Annotated in this window: 20 protein-coding genes; 16 read left to right on the forward strand and 4 right to left on the reverse strand. The window is 34.2% G+C overall.

What is annotated here, in order from left to right; genetic code table 11:
• Positions 1 to 107 precede the first annotated feature (107 nt).
• Genes J2W48_RS23100 through J2W48_RS10925 form a run of 4 tightly spaced genes read left to right on the forward strand, consistent with a single transcriptional unit; the run spans position 108 to position 2,323 of the window.
• On the forward strand, positions 108 to 266 hold the full coding sequence (locus J2W48_RS23100) for a hypothetical protein (protein ID WP_409025173.1): 159 nt from the start codon (positions 108 to 110) through the stop codon (positions 264 to 266).
• Positions 267 to 317: 51 nt separating this feature from the next.
• Positions 318 to 575: a hypothetical protein gene (locus J2W48_RS10915; protein WP_310281191.1), complete on the forward strand. Its 258-nt coding sequence runs from the start codon at positions 318 to 320 to the stop codon at positions 573 to 575.
• Between the two features lie 54 nt (positions 576 to 629).
• Positions 630 to 1,415: a helix-turn-helix domain-containing protein gene (locus J2W48_RS10920; RefSeq protein WP_310281192.1), complete on the forward strand. Its 786-nt coding sequence runs from the start codon at positions 630 to 632 to the stop codon at positions 1,413 to 1,415.
• A 41-nt stretch (positions 1,416 to 1,456) separates the two neighbouring features.
• A complete protein-coding gene (locus J2W48_RS10925) occupies positions 1,457 to 2,323 on the forward strand; it encodes a carboxymuconolactone decarboxylase family protein (RefSeq protein WP_310281193.1) in 867 nt (288 codons plus the stop codon).
• Positions 2,324 to 2,472: 149 nt separating this feature from the next.
• Here J2W48_RS10925 and J2W48_RS10930 read toward each other — a convergent pair whose 3' ends face one another.
• The gene (locus tag J2W48_RS10930) at positions 2,473 to 3,159 is read right to left on the reverse strand and encodes an ArsR/SmtB family transcription factor (protein WP_310281195.1); all 687 of its coding nucleotides are present in this window, start codon (positions 3,157 to 3,159) and stop codon (positions 2,473 to 2,475) included.
• A 78-nt stretch (positions 3,160 to 3,237) separates the two neighbouring features.
• Here J2W48_RS10930 and J2W48_RS10935 point away from each other — a divergent pair, with 78 nt between their 5' ends.
• A complete protein-coding gene (locus J2W48_RS10935) occupies positions 3,238 to 4,632 on the forward strand; it encodes an alpha/beta fold hydrolase (protein ID WP_310281197.1) in 1,395 nt (464 codons plus the stop codon).
• Positions 4,633 to 4,915: 283 nt separating this feature from the next.
• Here the strand turns inward: J2W48_RS10935 and J2W48_RS10940 are convergent, their stop codons facing one another.
• Entirely contained in the window at positions 4,916 to 5,722 is an 807-nt protein-coding gene (locus J2W48_RS10940) for a winged helix-turn-helix domain-containing protein (RefSeq protein WP_310281199.1), read from the reverse strand.
• 318 nt (positions 5,723 to 6,040) lie between these two features.
• Here J2W48_RS10940 and J2W48_RS10945 point away from each other — a divergent pair, with 318 nt between their 5' ends.
• From J2W48_RS10945 to J2W48_RS10995, 11 genes are all read left to right on the forward strand, one after another.
• Complete coding sequence (locus J2W48_RS10945) at positions 6,041 to 7,072, forward strand: ligand-binding sensor domain-containing protein (protein WP_310281201.1); 1,032 nt, start codon at positions 6,041 to 6,043, stop codon at positions 7,070 to 7,072.
• 62 nt (positions 7,073 to 7,134) lie between these two features.
• Positions 7,135 to 7,788: a YceI family protein gene (locus tag J2W48_RS10950; RefSeq protein WP_310281203.1), complete on the forward strand. Its 654-nt coding sequence runs from the start codon at positions 7,135 to 7,137 to the stop codon at positions 7,786 to 7,788.
• Between the two features lie 534 nt (positions 7,789 to 8,322).
• Positions 8,323 to 8,526, forward strand: a complete 204-nt coding sequence (locus tag J2W48_RS10955) for an Arm DNA-binding domain-containing protein (protein ID WP_310281206.1) — start codon at positions 8,323 to 8,325, stop codon at positions 8,524 to 8,526.
• Positions 8,527 to 8,531: 5 nt separating this feature from the next.
• Positions 8,532 to 8,954: a site-specific integrase gene (locus J2W48_RS10960; protein ID WP_310281208.1), complete on the forward strand. Its 423-nt coding sequence runs from the start codon at positions 8,532 to 8,534 to the stop codon at positions 8,952 to 8,954.
• Positions 8,955 to 8,962: 8 nt separating this feature from the next.
• Entirely contained in the window at positions 8,963 to 9,166 is a 204-nt protein-coding gene (locus J2W48_RS10965) for a tyrosine-type recombinase/integrase (protein WP_310281210.1), read from the forward strand.
• Between the two features lie 49 nt (positions 9,167 to 9,215).
• Complete coding sequence (locus J2W48_RS10970; protein ID WP_310281212.1) at positions 9,216 to 10,094, forward strand: helix-turn-helix domain-containing protein; 879 nt, start codon at positions 9,216 to 9,218, stop codon at positions 10,092 to 10,094.
• A 112-nt stretch (positions 10,095 to 10,206) separates the two neighbouring features.
• On the forward strand, positions 10,207 to 10,791 hold the full coding sequence (locus tag J2W48_RS10975; RefSeq protein WP_310281214.1) for a sugar O-acetyltransferase: 585 nt from the start codon (positions 10,207 to 10,209) through the stop codon (positions 10,789 to 10,791).
• 4 nt (positions 10,792 to 10,795) lie between these two features.
• The gene (locus tag J2W48_RS10980) at positions 10,796 to 11,893 is read left to right on the forward strand and encodes an alpha/beta hydrolase (RefSeq protein WP_409025174.1); all 1,098 of its coding nucleotides are present in this window, start codon (positions 10,796 to 10,798) and stop codon (positions 11,891 to 11,893) included.
• A gap of 4 nt (positions 11,894 to 11,897) precedes the next feature.
• A complete protein-coding gene (locus J2W48_RS10985; protein WP_310281216.1) occupies positions 11,898 to 13,124 on the forward strand; it encodes a PQQ-dependent sugar dehydrogenase in 1,227 nt (408 codons plus the stop codon).
• Positions 13,125 to 13,273: 149 nt separating this feature from the next.
• Positions 13,274 to 13,750 (forward strand): cyclophilin-like fold protein, encoded by a 477-nt coding sequence (locus J2W48_RS10990; RefSeq protein WP_310281217.1) that lies wholly within the window; start codon positions 13,274 to 13,276, stop codon positions 13,748 to 13,750.
• Between the two features lie 84 nt (positions 13,751 to 13,834).
• Positions 13,835 to 14,536 (forward strand): dioxygenase family protein, encoded by a 702-nt coding sequence (locus J2W48_RS10995; protein WP_310281219.1) that lies wholly within the window; start codon positions 13,835 to 13,837, stop codon positions 14,534 to 14,536.
• 157 nt (positions 14,537 to 14,693) lie between these two features.
• Here the strand turns inward: J2W48_RS10995 and J2W48_RS11000 are convergent, their stop codons facing one another.
• Positions 14,694 to 14,915, reverse strand: coding sequence for a discoidin domain-containing protein (locus J2W48_RS11000; RefSeq protein ID WP_310281221.1), 222 nt, complete (start codon positions 14,913 to 14,915; stop codon positions 14,694 to 14,696).
• 213 nt (positions 14,916 to 15,128) lie between these two features.
• A complete protein-coding gene (locus J2W48_RS11005; RefSeq protein ID WP_310281223.1) occupies positions 15,129 to 15,944 on the reverse strand; it encodes a family 43 glycosylhydrolase in 816 nt (271 codons plus the stop codon).
• Between the last annotated feature and the right edge of the window lie 427 nt (positions 15,945 to 16,371).

Below are 16,371 nucleotides of genomic sequence, written 5' to 3' on the forward strand. Positions count from 1 at the left end.
ACGCATTTTAATCATATTAAATATTTGATAATCAGTGTTATATATTGTTGATGATTTGTTTTTTGGGTTATAGAGTTCTACATTTATGAAATTTAAACTGTTGAACTATGCTAGAAATTAGTTTTGGAATAATCTTCTTTTTGAAAACCCCGCGGAAACCAGCAAATAGGTATATCTATCTGAGAATTACCGTTGATGGAATTCCTAAAGAAATCTCCACAAAACGTAAGTGGGATATGAATAAATGGGATGAGAAAACAAAATGAGCGGTCGGTACTAAAGAAGATGCAAGGACTATTAACTTATTTTTAGACTTTTTGGTAATCAAGATCAATCAATTTAGAATGGATTTGATGTATAACGACAGAACGATTACTTCCCAAAAGATTATTGATTGCATACTTGGAAAAATAGCGTCAAAGGCTAAAGTACTGGAAGAATTCCAAATGCATAATAATGAAATTTACGCCTTAGTCCCGAAAGAATTTGCTAAAGCAACATACGTTCGCTACAAGATAACCAAAGCTCATATAAAAGAATTTATTAAATTTAAATACGATATTGATGATATATAAAGAGGTTAATATGTGCTATAAATTAGCGGTAATTGAAACCAAACTCCGTGCTAAATGAAAGTCTATCAAATAACTGACATAATTCCCGAACTAACCAAACCGACTGAATATTCTGTTGGCGTTTTTGAAGATACACCAGACCCCGAAATTGAATGGCCTCACAGACACGCTTTTTATTCGGTAGTTTGGTTTACGCAAGGAAGCGGAATTAATGTAATTGATTTTGACGAATACAAAATTCAGCAAAACAGAGTTTTTACCATCAACCCGAAACAAATCCACAATTGGAACTACTCCATTGACAGTTGCGGATATTTTTTGCTTATTGAAGAACCGCTTGCAAAACAGCTAAACCTTGACTTTTCATTTCCGTTTGTTGACATAGAAAAAGACGATTATAATTTCATTGAAGAAATTTTTAAACGAATGTTGTCAAAGAATAATCAACGGACAGCAATTCCTTATTTATTTTCACTTTTGAGTAGTTCTGAAACATCAAAAAAAAGCGATACCATTACGAAATTTAAAAAAATGGTTAGTGAAAATTTAGATAAAAACCTGGCAATTGAACAATATGCCGAAAAACTCAGTGTTACTACAGAAATCCTAAACCAGACCTGCAAAGATGAAACAGGATTTACCACAAAGCAACTTCAATTAGACATTAAGATAACCGAAGCAAAAAGATTGATGTTGTATTCTTCGTTAAATACAAGTGAAATTGCTTTTAAATTGGGATTTGAAGACAACTCTTATTTTTCACGAATTTTCAAAAAGAAAACTGCTTATTCTCCTGCCGAGTTTCAGAAAAAGTACCTAAAAAAAGAAAAAAAGTCCTAACAAAACAGGTGGCGTTGAAGCTAATTTTGTCTGTAAAAAAGATGAGATTAGTTGCAATTATTTCGCTCTTAGTATTGAGCATCAATGCAAGCGGACAAATAAAATCAAAAACAATGCGATCAGAAAGATTTAAAACAGGTTGGGAAAAACTCAAAGAAATAGATGGAGAAGCAGGAGAAAAAGTAATTGAAGGTTTGAAAGATATTTCTCCCGATTTGGGAATTTTTATCATTGAATATGCTTTTGGCGACATTTACATGAGAGATGGTTTAGATTTAAAATCCAAAGAAATTGCAGTAGTAGCCGCATTAACTGCGATGGGAACCGCTCAACCACAGTTAAAAGTACATATCAACGGAGCTTTGAATACAGGAAGCTCAATCAACGAACTGAAAGAAGTCATTTTGCAAATGTCTGTTTATTCGGGTTTCCCAAGTTGTATCAATGCAATGAACACTTTGAAAGAAGTTTTGGAAGAAAGACAAAAACACGGACTTAAAGACAAAATCGGAAAATCGGCTACAGAAACAAAATCAGACAGATTAAAATTAGGAGAACAAGAATTGTCAAAATTGGACAGTTTTCAATTGGACAGATTAAAAAAAGCTTACAATGATTTTTCGCCTGAATTGTTAAAATTCACATTGGAATACGGCTACGGAGACATTTTTTCAAGAGATAATTTAAGCAACAAATACAGACAAATTGCAACCATCTCTGCATTAACGGTTTTAGGAACAGCACAACCACAACTCAAATTTCATATTAACGCAGGTCTGAACATCGGACTTACCGAAATTGAAATAAAAGAAATAATGCTTTTAATGACTGTTTATTCTGGTTTTCCATCTGCAATTAACGGAACAAACGCACTGAAAGAAGTACTGACAGAACGAGCGGAAAAATAGCAACGAACCAACATCCTCTTGTTTTACCGAATACTTCATTTTATATTTTCGAAAAACATCAAAATTGGTATTAAGTGTTCGACTGTAATCCCTGACAGCCCACAGAAAGACAAACAAAGCCACTGGAAGACAGTGGCTTTGTTTTTTATTTAAGTCTCGTTTTGAATATTTAAATTTAGTTTTTCATTAAATTCTTTTTTCCCTTTAGATGTTATCATTATTGCTCTGGAGTTAGCGATTTTTCTAATCCAATCTAATTCTAACATTTTATTTAAAATAGCCGTTGCCAGTGATCCAGAAATATGATGTTTTCTTTCACTCCAATCTAAACAAGGTTTTGCAAATGTCCTTCTTTGCTTTTTTAATTCCAAAAGGTCAATGCCAAAATCTTTGAAAAATAGTTCGCCTTTTTCTGTAATTAGATATACTTTATTTTTTAGTTTAAGATAATTTTCTGAGAGCAATTTTTCCGTAATTTCTACACCAATTTTTCCAGCCAAATGGTCATAACAAGTTCTACAGTGTTTAATATCGGAATTGTTAGTGAAAATTTTTCTATGCTTATCTTTAGGGATTAAGTTTGCAATTCCTTCAATTGCCGAAGCCACTTCTTGATTTGATATTTTGTAATATTTATGTCTTCCCTGACTTTCAACACTCAAAAGTTCGGCATTTACCAATTTTGACAAATGGATACTAATATTTTGAGCTGAAGTTTCTACTATATTGGATAATTCGATTGCAGTGTAGGCTCTATTGTCAAGCAAAGTCCATAAAATTACAGACCTCATTGGATTGCCTATCAAAGCGCTTATTTCACTTATTTCAGTATTCATACTATTACAAGCATTGTTAAGTCTAAATTTAAGTGTTAAAGATAATGCGTTTTTATATTTGTGAAAAACTTATTCAAAATGAAAAATACAAAACTGACTTTATTATTGGTTTCTTTGACTTTTGTTCCATTATTTTCACAAAACAAAAATGACATCTCTCAATTTAATCAAATCAATACTATGGAAATTTTAAAAACTCAAAGTCATATTTCAAATTTAGAAATAGCTATAAATCATATTGTGCCAAATGTTGTTTCAAATGACTATCCAATTCTTTTTCTTCACGGTTCAACATTTCCAACTGCACTTTCTTTTGGTTTTAAAATGAATAATGTTTCCTGGATGAGCAGTTTATCCTCTAATGGTTATGATGTTTACGGACTTGACTTTCTAGGCTATGGAAATTCTGACCGTTATCCCGAAATGGAAAGTACCTCTAAAAGAACTAAAGTTGTCGGGCGGGCAACTGATGTTTGTTTAGATGTTGAAAAAGCAGTTGAAATGATCTTAAAGAAAACAGGTAAAAATAAAATTTATTTAATCGGACATTCCTGGGGCGGTACAGTTGCTGGATTGTTTGCAACAAAATTCCCAGAAAGAATAGAGAAATTGGTGCTGTTTGCAACAATAACGCCTAGAAATGAGACTTCTGCAATTGAAAACATTGAAGGTTCTTATAATGAAATGACACCAAAAGAAAGAATTGAGAGAATGAAAAATTTAACTCCAAATGGTAAAATTTGTCGATTAGAACCTGAAATTTTCGAGAATTGGGGAAGCATTTGGGCAAAAAATGATCCTTTAGTAGTAAAATTTAAAAGCGAAAGCATTCGTTTTCCATCTGGACCTTCACAGGATGTTGAAGATTTGATGCACAATAAACCGTATTTTAATCCTAAAGATATTAAATCAAAAACATTAATTATTAGAGGCGAATGGGACAAATACCCAAATAATCTTGATGCTGGAAATTTATTTACTGCTTTAGAAAACGTGCAGTCAAAAAAATATGTTGTTATTGAAAAAGGTACTCACGTTTTGCATTTAGAAAAAAGCAGAAATGATTTATATGATGAAGTACTTTCTTTTTTAAAACAAGGAATTAATTTTAAAGAAATTAATAAACATAATATTGCAGTGATTTTTGAGGTAATTCCAAGCGGTGATCATAAACAGGAATATTTGGATATTGCTTTAAGTTTAAAACCAGAATTAGAAAAAATAAATGGATTTATCTCCATTGAGAGATTTCAAAGTATTTATAATCCAAAAAAAATATTGTCTTTATCTTTTTGGAAAGATGAAGAGGCGATTCGGGAATGGAGAAATCTTGAAATGCATAGAAACGCACAATCGAAAGGGCGAGAATTTATTTTTAAAGACTACCATTTACGAATTGCTCAGGTTATTCGAGATTATGGAATGTTCGATAGAAATGAAGCACCAAATGACAGTAAAAAAGTTAATAAATAATTATTTCTCTTGTTTTTAATTGTTTTTTGCACCAGCCTTAGAAATATACGACACACATAAGTCTTGGGAACATATTTTTTAAGATCCTCAATTTTAAAATATCATTTTATAGTTTCAAAGAACGTCAAAATTGGTATTAAGTGTTCGATTGCTGTCCCTGACACTCCACAAGTTACTACAATTAGTTTCAAAACCCCACAAATCTTACAGTTTGTGGGGTTTTTGTTTTTAGGCAAGTAGCAAATTATTCATTTAATCTTAAACCTTACGAAACAAATTTTTCTTAAGAGCTGATTTCAAGCCTATATCCTTTGCCACGTATAACAACAATTTTGATGTTCGGATCATATTCCAGTTTTTTTCTAAGTTTTGATATGAACATATCCAGACTACGCCCCACAATAACACCTTCATCTTCCCATATTTCTTTTTGCAGCCGGCTTCTCTCTATGGTCTCGTTGGGAGACAATGCAAAAATGAGCAATACACGGGTTTCCGTTGCGGTCAGATCTATTGTCTTTTCATTCATGATAAGCTTCCGATTCTTCGCATCGAACAACACTGAACCCAAAGTGAACCTATTAGTATGTTGACTGTCAGGTAAATCTCTTCGTGGCTTAACAGATCTCAAAAAAATAAAACCAATAAATGCTAAAAATGACAGACCACCCAAAAAATATTCATTCTTTACTGTAGCCAACCCATTCGGTTTGAATTTAATGTTAATCATGTAACATGCTATGGGCTGCTTTCTTCCTATACAGGCTACAATATCTTCTTTCTTATTTTTGGATACGGCAAATCCATAGGCTACACTAGAGTTGCCACAGTTCAGAACGTTAACAATATAATTATGTGCGAGCGGGTCTTTGGCCAACAAACGCCTGGCCGTATTCACCAGAGAGTCCGGTTGAAAAGTAAGATCATTTTCAAACCTGATTTGGTATTCATTTTCTGCAATCTTTTTTACCGGAAGCACCCTTGATGTACTGTCCTCCGATTGTAAGAGTATCTCATGTCCGATCCTGCGGAGTAAAACTTCCCTTCTTGCGATAGCAAAGTCATCACCATCCTCTGTACTGAAAGCCACGCAGATTAAAGAGATCGATAAGAGTAGTATCAACCCTAACAGGTATTTGCGTTTTCCGGAGAGGAGATTTCGACTAAAATGCATAATGTCAAGTTTTTATTTACAAAGTTTACATTTTTATTTACAATTCAAATCCCTCAAGCCGAAAAATATCAAATTAAATTCGCTGAAACAATTGGATAAGATATGAAATCGTCACTAAGAACAAGTTTATGCAAACAAACACCAGTAAGTAAAAGGTGATACCAATATGACCGCTAACAAATAAATTTTACATATATGAAAAATAAAACAAATGTTTTATACAGCTTGATTATCATGCTGGCAGGAGTAGTCAATTTTCCCGTACAAGGGCAACAAAAAAATGGCACTCAGGATGCCGTTGAAACCAAAGACGTATCCACTTCTCAAGGACCCAACAGCATTGTTCGTACCATCAAGCAAGATAGAAAGGGCAATATTTGGATTGCTTCATGGGAGGGTGTTTTTAAATATGATGGAAAATCTTTTACCAACATCACCAGTAAAGTGAGTGCGGCCCGCTTCTTTTCTGTTTTAGAAGATAGAAAAGGAAATTTCTGGTTCACTTCTGTTGGCTCAGGTGTTTATTATTACGATGGGAAATCTTTTCAAAATTTTACAACTAAGGATGGGCTAGCGAGTGATCGGGTTGGAGATATTTATGAAGATAAAACCGGTACTATTTGGTTCAGTACTGAAAACGGAGCAAGCCGTTACGATGGGAAATCCTTTCGGAATTTTAAAATGAAAGAAGCCCCCGCCGTTACTCCTGCTGATTCTCTGCATAGTTCAGTTTACCAACATTCGCTTCCAGAAGTTAGTTGGATGCATAATGATGTTAATGCTATCATTGAAGACAAAACAAAAAAACTTTGGTTTGGTACAAGGGGCTATGCCTTTGTTTATGACGGAAAGACATTTACCACTATAACCAATGCAGCCGGCAAACCTTTTGCCAACGTCCGTTCGATAATCAAAGATAAAAAAGGCAATATCTGGCTGGGTGGTTATGATGGCCTTTGGCGCTATGACGGCAGTACATTTACCAATTTTAGTCAGAAGTTTGTTGGTTATATCTACGAAGATAGAAAAGGCAATATTTGGACTAGTTCAGAAAGTGCTAATGTTCAGGGTTGGGTACTTTCGCGCTATGATGAAAAGACATTGACCGATGTAGCCCCAATTGTAACTGAAATAATAAATAAACCAATGATCTTCGGGATCTTAGAAGATGATAAAGGAAATATTTGGTTTGGCGATTTCGATGGGGTGCGTCGTTATGATGGAAAGACCATCACGGACTTTAAAGGTGCAGCTGGTCAGAAATAATGTTTATTGCTGATTTAAAAATCATTTAATCAATTATTATTAATCAATATAATTTCTATAGTATGAACAACAAGCTAACAATCACTTATTTAATTTTAATTATTGCTCCTTTCTTCTTCGGCTGCCGTGGACCTGTAAAAGAGGAAAATAAAAATAATGCACCGGCAAGCTCCTTATCCTTACATGTTGGGAATGAAAAATATGTTGTAATTGATACTAAGGAAAGTACTGTAATATGGAAAGGTTCAAATCTAATTGGTTCAAACAGTCACACAGGGTATGTCTATATATCAAAAGGAGAACTGATTATTGAAAACGGTCAACTTATGGGTGGTACAGTTGAAGTCGACATGAATACAATTGAAGATGAAAACCATGGGAGAAATAGCGGACTTGTTAATCACTTAAAAGATCCTGATTTTTTTGATGTTAAAAAATTTCCCTTTTCTACAATCGTACTTACTAAGGCTGCATCAATAAATGGTGAGAACAAGAAAGTTGCTGGCAACCTGACCATTAAAGGTATCACACACCCAGTTATTTTTCCTGCCAAAATGGAAGTTAAGGAAGGAATTGTCAAAGTGAAAGGCAAGCTGGTCATTGATCGAACAAAATGGAATGTCCGTTATAAATCAGGAAAATTCTATGATCTTTTAGCCGATCAAACTATATCTGATTCCATTGAATTCCATATAAAGATTGTAGCAAAAAAATAAACATATGAATCTATAAAAGACTTTAATTAAATTCAGATCATGTTATTCTATTCCGGTACAATAGCTTTTAGATTTTACTCCATGGACATTATATTTTAGATTATAAATGTAAAATACAACAAACAGACTAACAATAACTTGGCACTAATAAAAGAAACATGGAAATACAACAGCGATTTTTAACGTCCTCTTATTCTAATTTTATATTTTCGAAAAACGTCAAAATTGGTATTAAGTGTTCGATTGCTGTCCCTGCACTCCACACATTTAAAAAAAAATGGTCACAAAAGCCGATAAATCTTAAGATTTATCGGCTTTTTGCTTTGGGGCATATACCAAATTATTCATTCAATCTTAATACGAAAGGGACAAAATCTAGACCCTAAAAAATTCTACAATTTTGGGCCTCGCTAAATTCCCTTAAGCCTTGTAAACACTGTACTAAAAACCAGTTTAATGCTGGTTCAAAAAGTGTACATCTTGTTTGCTAAAAGTTTAAAAATTAAATTGAATACTAATTAAAAGGTCACCACCATGAAAGCAAAAATCACTGTGCATATTTATGCAAAATCTTCAAAAGCAAATAAAAACGGTCAATTGCCAATTTATTTCAGGCTAACTGTAAACGGAGAACGTTTTGAATTCAGCACTAAAAAATTCATTGACAAATCAAAATGGTCTTCGGAACAATCAAAAATGAAAGGCAACTCAGAAGAAGCCAGGTCATTAAATAACTAGATTGGTTGGATAAAGACCCAACAACTCAATATGAAGGAAAAATGAAAGAAGTTGAAAGAGATTTTCTAACCGAAGAGGAATTATTGAAAATCTATAACAAAAAAATATCGTCTGAAAGACTACAATTAGTAAGAGACATCTTCATCTTTTCATGTTACACCGGCTTAGCTTACATTGATGTAAAAGGACTGAAAAAAGACCATATTGGTATAGGCATTGACGGCGAAAAATGGATTTTCAAAAACCGTCAAAAGACAGAAACAAAATCTAAAATTCCAATTTTACCAATAGCTGAAGAAATTATTGAAAAATATAGTAATCACCCTAAATATCTAAACGAAAATAGTATTTTACCCATACTTACTAACCAAAAAATGAATGCTTATCTAAAAGAAATGGTGATCTATGTGATTTTCCAAAAGAAATAACTTTCCATATGGACAGACATACGTTTGCTACTTCTGTAACACTCACTAATGGAGTACCCATCGAAACGGTTAGTAAAATGCTTGGCCACAAAAACCTGCATACAACTCAACATTACGCAAAAGTATTAGATAGAAAGGTGAGTGAGGATATGAAATCACTAAAAGTAAAATTAAGCATTCCAAACAGTATTTATAAAAGCAAATCTTCATAAACAAAATATCTAACAACAAATATAAATTTGATTTTCATAACTTTGCTACATGGAAAAAATAGAAATCAATAGTTTTAAAGATTTAGACCCTGAATTAAAATTAAAAGGATTTAGTGCTTATAGTTTTGAAAGTTCAACATACGTAATAAGATCTTACAATAGAAAAGACTTTTATAAGATTTGTCTAAACAGAGGTAAGAATATCATCCATTATGCAGACCGCACATTTGAAACCAACGAAACCATTCTTTTCTTTGGAAATCCAAATATTCCATATGCCTGGGAAACAATTTCACCTGTATTTAGCGGTTATGCTTGTCTTTTCTCTGAAGAATTTTTCCAAATGAGCAATCGTGTAGACTCATTACTGCAATCGTCTCTTTTTAAGATAGATGGAACACCAATTCTTGTTTTGAACGAAGAACAGGATAAAGCCATAAGCCTGCTTTTTGAAAAAATGATTGATGAGCAAGAAACCACATATAATCATAAAGATGATTTGATTAGAAACTACCTTCAACTAATCATTCATGAAGCATTAAAAATGCAACCGTCTGAAAACTATTCAAATACCAAGAACGCAAATTCTCGTATTGCATCCGTTTTCCTTGAATTATTGGAAAGACAGTTTCCAATTGAGACCATTGACCGAACATTAAAATTAAAAACACCACAAGATTACGCTTCTGCTCTTTTTATACATGTCAATTATCTCAACCGAGCTGTAAAAAATACCACTGGAAAATCAACTTCAACACATATTTCAGAGCGTATTATCAGTGAGGCAAAAGCATTATTACAGCACACCGATTGGAATATAGCCGACATTGCTTATGCTCTTGGGTTCGAATATCCGTCCTACTTTAACAACTATTTCAAGAAGGCTACAAATACTAATCCTAAAAATTTTCGTTCAACCGAGGTTTGATTTTCTTAACTATCGGTTTGATTGTTGTTAACATCTTAATTGATGTTAGCAGTAATTTTGTATTTGATAATAATGAAGTATCATTAAATTTTCAAAATCAAATATAAACGAGATGGAAACACCAAATACAAATATTTTTACTAGAGACAAAACAGGTGAAACTATACAGCTTGATGATCCTAAATATTCAGATTTATTCAAGGTTATTAAAAAAGCCATAAGGACGACTACAAAACTTAATAGTCTTATCACAGACGATTTACAAGAGATAAACAGTGTTTTTAGTGAACTTATTGGTAAAAAAGTAGATGATACTTTTTTTATAATTCCTCCTTTTTATTCAGATTTTGGAGAAAATATCACTATTGGAAAAAATGTTTTTGTTAATCACGCCTGCACTTTTATGGATCGTGGTGGAATTACCCTCGAAGATAATGTGCTTATTGGTCCAAAAGTAAATCTTATTACGACCAATCATCCTTTAAATCCCAACGAAAGGAGAGCTACTATTTCAAATCCAATAATCATCAAAAAAGGTGCATGGATTGGCGTAGGGGCAACAATTTTACCAGGTGTTACAATTGGAATTAATTCGATAGTTGCTGCTGGTGCTGTTGTTTCTAAAGATGTCCCTGATAATGTTATTGTTGGGGGAATTCCAGCTAAAATTTTAAAAAACTTAGAATTTAAAAATTAGAAAAATGAAATACATAAAATTAATTGCTTTTGCAACACTAGTAATGATTACTTACTCCTGTAATCAAAATTCAAAAACTGATAAAATGGAAGCTAAAAAAAATAATGATAGTTTGACCTTTAAACTAAGCGAAGAAGTGATAAAAGAAAATGTGCAATTCAAAAACCGATACGGAATTACGATTGCAGGTCACTTGTATATGCCGAAAAATATGGACAAAGCTAAAAAATATGCCGCTCTAGTATTGAGCGGTCCATTTGGTGCGGTTAAAGAACAATCATCGGGTTTATATGCCCATGAAATGGCAAAAAGAGGGTTTGTAGCTTTGGCTTTCGATCCCTCGTTTACAGGCGAAAGTGGTGGCGAAGTTCGTAATGTAGCTTCTCCTGATATTTTTACAGAAGATTTTAGTGCTGCAGTAGATTACTTTGGTCTACAATCATACGTTGACCGAAACAAAATTGGTGCCTTAGCCGTATGTGGTTTGAGCGGAATGGCAATTACAGCAACTGTAAGTGATACACGAATTAAAGCCGTAGCAACCGCATCAATGTATGATATGTCTCGTAGCATCAGCAAAAGCTATATGGACGGCTATACCAACGAACAACGCCATAAAGTTATCGACTATCTAAGCCAGCAACGTTGGGTGGATGCAGAAAAAGGAACTTATGCTCTAGGATATCACGAAGTTCCGTTTGACGAAAAAGGAAATATTGTAAAAGGAACAAAACTTTTACCAGATACCTTACCAGAAAATCCAAATCTAGTATTGGCTGATTTCTATGCATATTACAAGACCAAACGTGGTTATCATCCAAGATCAATAAATTCAAATTCAGCTTGGACTGCTACAACGCCGATTTCATTTTTTAACTTTCCAATGCACGCAAATTTAGATTTGCTTTCGCCAAGACCAATCATGCTAATTGCTGGAGAAAAAGCACATTCTCGCTACTATTCTGAAGATGTTTACAAAATGGCATCAGAACCAAAAGAATTAATAATTGTGCCTGGTGCTACACATTGCGATTTGTATGATAAAGTAGATATGATACCTTTTGACAAATTAGCAGAATTCTTCAATAAAAATTTAAAATAAAAGTATGAAAAATGTAATTCTCACTTCTTTAATTGTTTTTAGTATTCTAGCATTGGGTAGTTGTTCGAAAAATAATGACGACAACTCAAATCCTACTAATAATTCGCAACCTGTAGAAACTAATGCCGCTAACACTAATTATACTCCAGCTTTTCAAGGTCAGACCAGGATAGGTTCTGTACAGGCTACTTCTGCCTATCAAGCGGATATACTAACAACTGCACTTACTAGTCCATGGGGTATAACTGCATTATCTGATGGTAGATTATTAGTTACCCAAAAAGCAGGAAGCATGCGTATCGTTACCAATGAAGGAGTAGTTAGTAATCCTATTGGCGGAATACCCGCTGTAAATGCTGCAGGACAGGGCGGATTACTCGGTCTTTGTATCGATCCTCAATTTACCACAAATCGAATGGTATATTGGGTTTTTTCAGAAGTAGTTTCTGGAGGCAATGTTGCTTCAGTAGCCAAAGGAAGATTATCCAATGATGAAACTACTATTGAATCCGCTACAGTAATTTACAGGGCTAACCCCGCACGTTCCAGTAGTGCACATTATGGAGGACGAATCCTTTTTGATCAAACGGGAAACTTAATGGTAAGCACAGGCGAAGGTTCAGATATTTCAACACGGCCACTTGCGCAATCCGTTACTGTCGCATTAGGCAAAATAATTCGAATCACTACAAATGGTCAGGCTGCTACTGGAAATCCTACTTTTTCACAACCAGGTGCACTTCCGGAATTATTCAGTATTGGACATAGAAATCCTCAAGGAATGGCCATACATCCCATAACAGGTGACTTTTGGCAAAGCGAACATGGGCCAAGAGGTGGTGATGAAATCAACCGTCTTACTGCCGGACAAAATTTTGGATGGCCTATTATTTCCTACGGTATTGAGTATGGTGGGCAACCTATTGGTGAAGGAATTCAACAACAAGAAGGTTTGCAACAACCCGTTTATTATTGGGATCCTGTAATTTCACCAAGCGGAATGACCTTTTACACTAGTAACCGCATTCCAGAATGGCAAAATAATTTGTTTATTGGAGCACTTAGTGGTATGCACATTGTTCGACTTGTAATTGAAAATAACCTTGTAACAGGTGAGGAAAGATTATTAGCAGATCAAAACCAACGATTCAGAGACATAACACAAGGGACTGATGGTGCTCTTTATACAATTACAGATCAAGGTAGGTTGTACCGTATTGACCGCCAATAGAAGAATACACAAAATAAAAAAATCAGAATAAGAATGATAGCTTGATTAATGCAAGTGAAATTAATAACGCTTGGGATAAAGTCGTAAATAGAGAAGCGAGGTACAGATATGTAATTGAAGCTGGAACATTCTAAATCAATAAAAAAACTATGAAATATTTAAGTACTACTTTGATGATTCTAATCTCGTTGACAATAAGTATTGCCAGTTGTGCAAACGATGAATCACCAAACAATTCAAGCGATGGCAATGGTGTAGAAAACGATAACCCAACAAGCAGCAACATGAAAATAACTGTCGGATCTGCTGTTTTTACAGCCACACTTTATGACAATTCTTCGGCTATAGCATTCAAAGCAATATTGCCACTAACAATTAATATGAGCGAACTGAATGGCAATGAAAAATATTTTTACTTTTCGGGCACTTTGCCTACCAATGCAACACCTGGAGGAACTATTCAGAATGGCGATTTGATGCTTTATGGAAACAACTGCTTGGTATTATTTTACGAAGGTTTTAATACCTCATACAGCTACACAAGATTAGGAAAAATTAATAACACATCAGGATTGGTAGCTGCCTTGGGAACAGGAAATGTTACTGTAAAGTTTGAATTGGAATAAATTGACGTATTGATATTTAATTATGTCAATGTTTTTATGCTAAAATTCTCTCGTATTTGACAAAAACATAAAATTTATAAAATTATGGATAGAAAAGAATTCTTAAGAAATGGTCTTCTTGGTTTAGGTGTGATAGTAGCCTTACCTACAGTTGTTACCTCTTGTTCTAATGATGATGAAAGAGATGCAAATGTTCCTGATAATCCAGATAATTGTGCGGTTTCTCCAACTGAAACTATAGGACCTTTTCCCATTCTCACTCCTTTGGAATATATAAGAGCCAGCATAATAGGTGACAGAACAGGCGTACCTCTGTTGATGACTTTAACAATTCAAGATCAGAGTAACGGATGCACTCCATTGGCAGGCGTATATGTAGATGTTTGGCAATGTGATAAGGATGGTAACTATTCTCAGTATGGAGGAAATTCACTGCAAACAACAAATTATACTAACCAAAATTTTCTTAGAGGAAGACAAACTACAAATGCAAATGGGCAAGTGTCATTTATCAGTATATTTCCAGGATGGTATCCAGGCCGTGCGCCACACATACACGTAGAAGTACGAACAACAACTGGAACTTCTCTTTTGGTAACACAAATTGCATTTCCTACAACTATATACGCAGCTGTTTATGAAACATCTGGTTATAATGGGGCTCCTGATAGATCCAACACACAGGATAGTATCTTTTCAAATAGTTTAAGCCAAAATATGGCTGATAGCGTTACTGGCAACATTACAGATGGATATATGCTTTTAAAAACTATTACGGTAATCTAGATTAATTGATTGGGAAACCCCCAGAACCTACTAAAATAATATTGCCTAAATGCACTACCAAGAGAGTGCCAAATTGCCTAGGAAAGAAGCAGCCGGTACAATTTCGATCTTATTCATCGAAAACTATTCTATGCTGTGGTGGATTTTCGCTTAATTTTTACATTGCTTTTAATACCTGTACTTCCCAAAGAGAGGCATTTCTGTCTTCTGAATTTTTTACGGTAACTTTTACATATCTCGCTTTTACAGCTTTTTGATGCAGCATTTGCTTGTATCCCTGAACTGCCTCATGACTATGATCCGTATACAACTGCCAGTTCTGATAATCCGTCGATGTTTCTATTTTGAAAGTGACGTATTTATCTGGTACGAATAGCATCAAAAGAAAATTCCTGCCCCAAATCTATTGTAACATCATCACTTGGTACAGCAGCAGTTGTCCAGCGTGTGTCGTATCTTCCATCAATAACTTTACTTGCTTCAAAACCTGCATTTTCCCTGCTCGCGAAGGCATTTTTATTTAAAGCCAGATTAACGTATTTGCCTTTTTTATTTAAAATTTTGCCTAAATCATCAACATAAGAGATCAGATTTATTCTGCCGTTTTTAAATTCGACTTCCGAAACCGTAGGAAAACGATAATCACATGTCGGGCTTCTCTTATAAGATCCTGCCTGTGATAAAACATAAAAGAACAGCCGTCGATTTCTGTAATCGAATGATGTCCCGGACCTGAAATCCCTGCTTTTTCATCTGTTTTTAAAATCGGACTGTTTGCAGCTTCTTCATAAGGCCCTTCAATATTTTTTGATACTGCATATCGAACTTTATAGCTTGTTTCGTCACAGCGTCCGCCAGCCCACATGCAGTAATACAGCCCTTCTTTATACACTAGGTTACGTTCGAGTTGCCGAACGGTTATACAGTTTTTTGAGGCAACTTCGCGAATGCTGAGCATACCTTTTGATAGAGCAATATCGACTAATATGCGCCTTAAACTATAATCTATATCTTTTGCCCTGCTGGTAAAAAAAGTATCAAGATAGATCTCGGAATCTTTTGATAGGCTCGAAGTATTAAAAGAAAGACGTTTGTCAAATTCAATTGTTGTGTCTGTAAGTTCTTTTTGTGATGTATATGTGTACAGGGATGAAAACATACCGGGTTTAATACAAACTCCATGCAGTTTTGTATTGGGCTTTATATAACTTTCCTTAAAGGAAGTCATCACTCCAACTACGTAGGTTTTACTATGCTCCATTTTCGTCTGCCCTTTATCGGTTAGGCAATCATCGCCCAGATTTACGACAAGACCAGCGCATACATCAGGAAATATACGTTCCCATTGGGTTGTCATCCAAACTTCCTTCAAGACTCCAGTAGGAATGGATGAAAGGCTGTAGGCCATAACAAGGTTTCACTTCACTATATGCCATCAGTGATTTATTTGTATGCTTATTATTTTTATACTGATGTTGTACAAGTAATCCGGCATGCCTTGGATTGCTTAGCGGATACTGTAAAAATAATAATAAATGATGAATGATGAAAGGCTGTTTTAATACTTCGCTATTTATCAATTCCGCGTTGAAATTCCAATTTCTTTCCAGATTTTATTTTTACGTGTATAGGCCTAACCTTTATCTTCTAAACTCTATAAGAATATTTATTCTATATACTTAAAAAAGGGTTAAAAAAAGGAATCAAGTGTTCGATTGTGTAACCCCTGACACTTCACAAAACTTCAACAGAAATGTTGGAGTTTTGTTTACCTTGTATTTAAAATTTTTCTCAAAAATTTCTATTCTTTAAAATTTATTACTTTTACCATCAAT

Source organism: Flavobacterium piscis, from assembly GCF_031457575.1.
Classification (GTDB): Bacteria; Bacteroidota; Bacteroidia; order Flavobacteriales; family Flavobacteriaceae; genus Flavobacterium; species Flavobacterium piscis_A.

Excerpts from the sequence above, each read along its gene's own strand:
- J2W48_RS10995 (WP_310281219.1), top strand. The coding sequence starts at position 13,835 with ATGGATAGAAAAGAATTCTTAAGAAATGGTCTTCTTGGTTTAGGTGTG.
- J2W48_RS10955 (WP_310281206.1), top strand. The coding sequence starts at position 8,323 with ATGAAAGCAAAAATCACTGTGCATATTTATGCAAAATCTTCAAAAGCA.
- J2W48_RS10925 (WP_310281193.1), top strand. The coding sequence starts at position 1,457 with ATGAGATTAGTTGCAATTATTTCGCTCTTAGTATTGAGCATCAATGCA.
- J2W48_RS10990 (WP_310281217.1), top strand. The coding sequence starts at position 13,274 with ATGAAATATTTAAGTACTACTTTGATGATTCTAATCTCGTTGACAATA.
- J2W48_RS10945 (WP_310281201.1), top strand. The coding sequence starts at position 6,041 with ATGCTGGCAGGAGTAGTCAATTTTCCCGTACAAGGGCAACAAAAAAAT.
- J2W48_RS10920 (WP_310281192.1), top strand. The coding sequence starts at position 630 with ATGAAAGTCTATCAAATAACTGACATAATTCCCGAACTAACCAAACCG.
- J2W48_RS11005 (WP_310281223.1), bottom strand. The coding sequence starts at position 15,944 with ATGGCCTACAGCCTTTCATCCATTCCTACTGGAGTCTTGAAGGAAGTT.
- J2W48_RS10985 (WP_310281216.1), top strand. The coding sequence starts at position 11,898 with ATGAAAAATGTAATTCTCACTTCTTTAATTGTTTTTAGTATTCTAGCA.
- J2W48_RS10935 (WP_310281197.1), top strand. The coding sequence starts at position 3,238 with ATGAAAAATACAAAACTGACTTTATTATTGGTTTCTTTGACTTTTGTT.
- J2W48_RS10930 (WP_310281195.1), bottom strand. The coding sequence starts at position 3,159 with ATGAATACTGAAATAAGTGAAATAAGCGCTTTGATAGGCAATCCAATG.
- J2W48_RS10970 (WP_310281212.1), top strand. The coding sequence starts at position 9,216 with ATGGAAAAAATAGAAATCAATAGTTTTAAAGATTTAGACCCTGAATTA.
- J2W48_RS10965 (WP_310281210.1), top strand. The coding sequence starts at position 8,963 with ATGGACAGACATACGTTTGCTACTTCTGTAACACTCACTAATGGAGTA.
- J2W48_RS11000 (WP_310281221.1), bottom strand. The coding sequence starts at position 14,915 with ATGCTATTCGTACCAGATAAATACGTCACTTTCAAAATAGAAACATCG.
- J2W48_RS10975 (WP_310281214.1), top strand. The coding sequence starts at position 10,207 with ATGGAAACACCAAATACAAATATTTTTACTAGAGACAAAACAGGTGAA.
- J2W48_RS23100 (WP_409025173.1), top strand. The coding sequence starts at position 108 with ATGCTAGAAATTAGTTTTGGAATAATCTTCTTTTTGAAAACCCCGCGG.
- J2W48_RS10950 (WP_310281203.1), top strand. The coding sequence starts at position 7,135 with ATGAACAACAAGCTAACAATCACTTATTTAATTTTAATTATTGCTCCT.
- J2W48_RS10980 (WP_409025174.1), top strand. The coding sequence starts at position 10,796 with ATGAAATACATAAAATTAATTGCTTTTGCAACACTAGTAATGATTACT.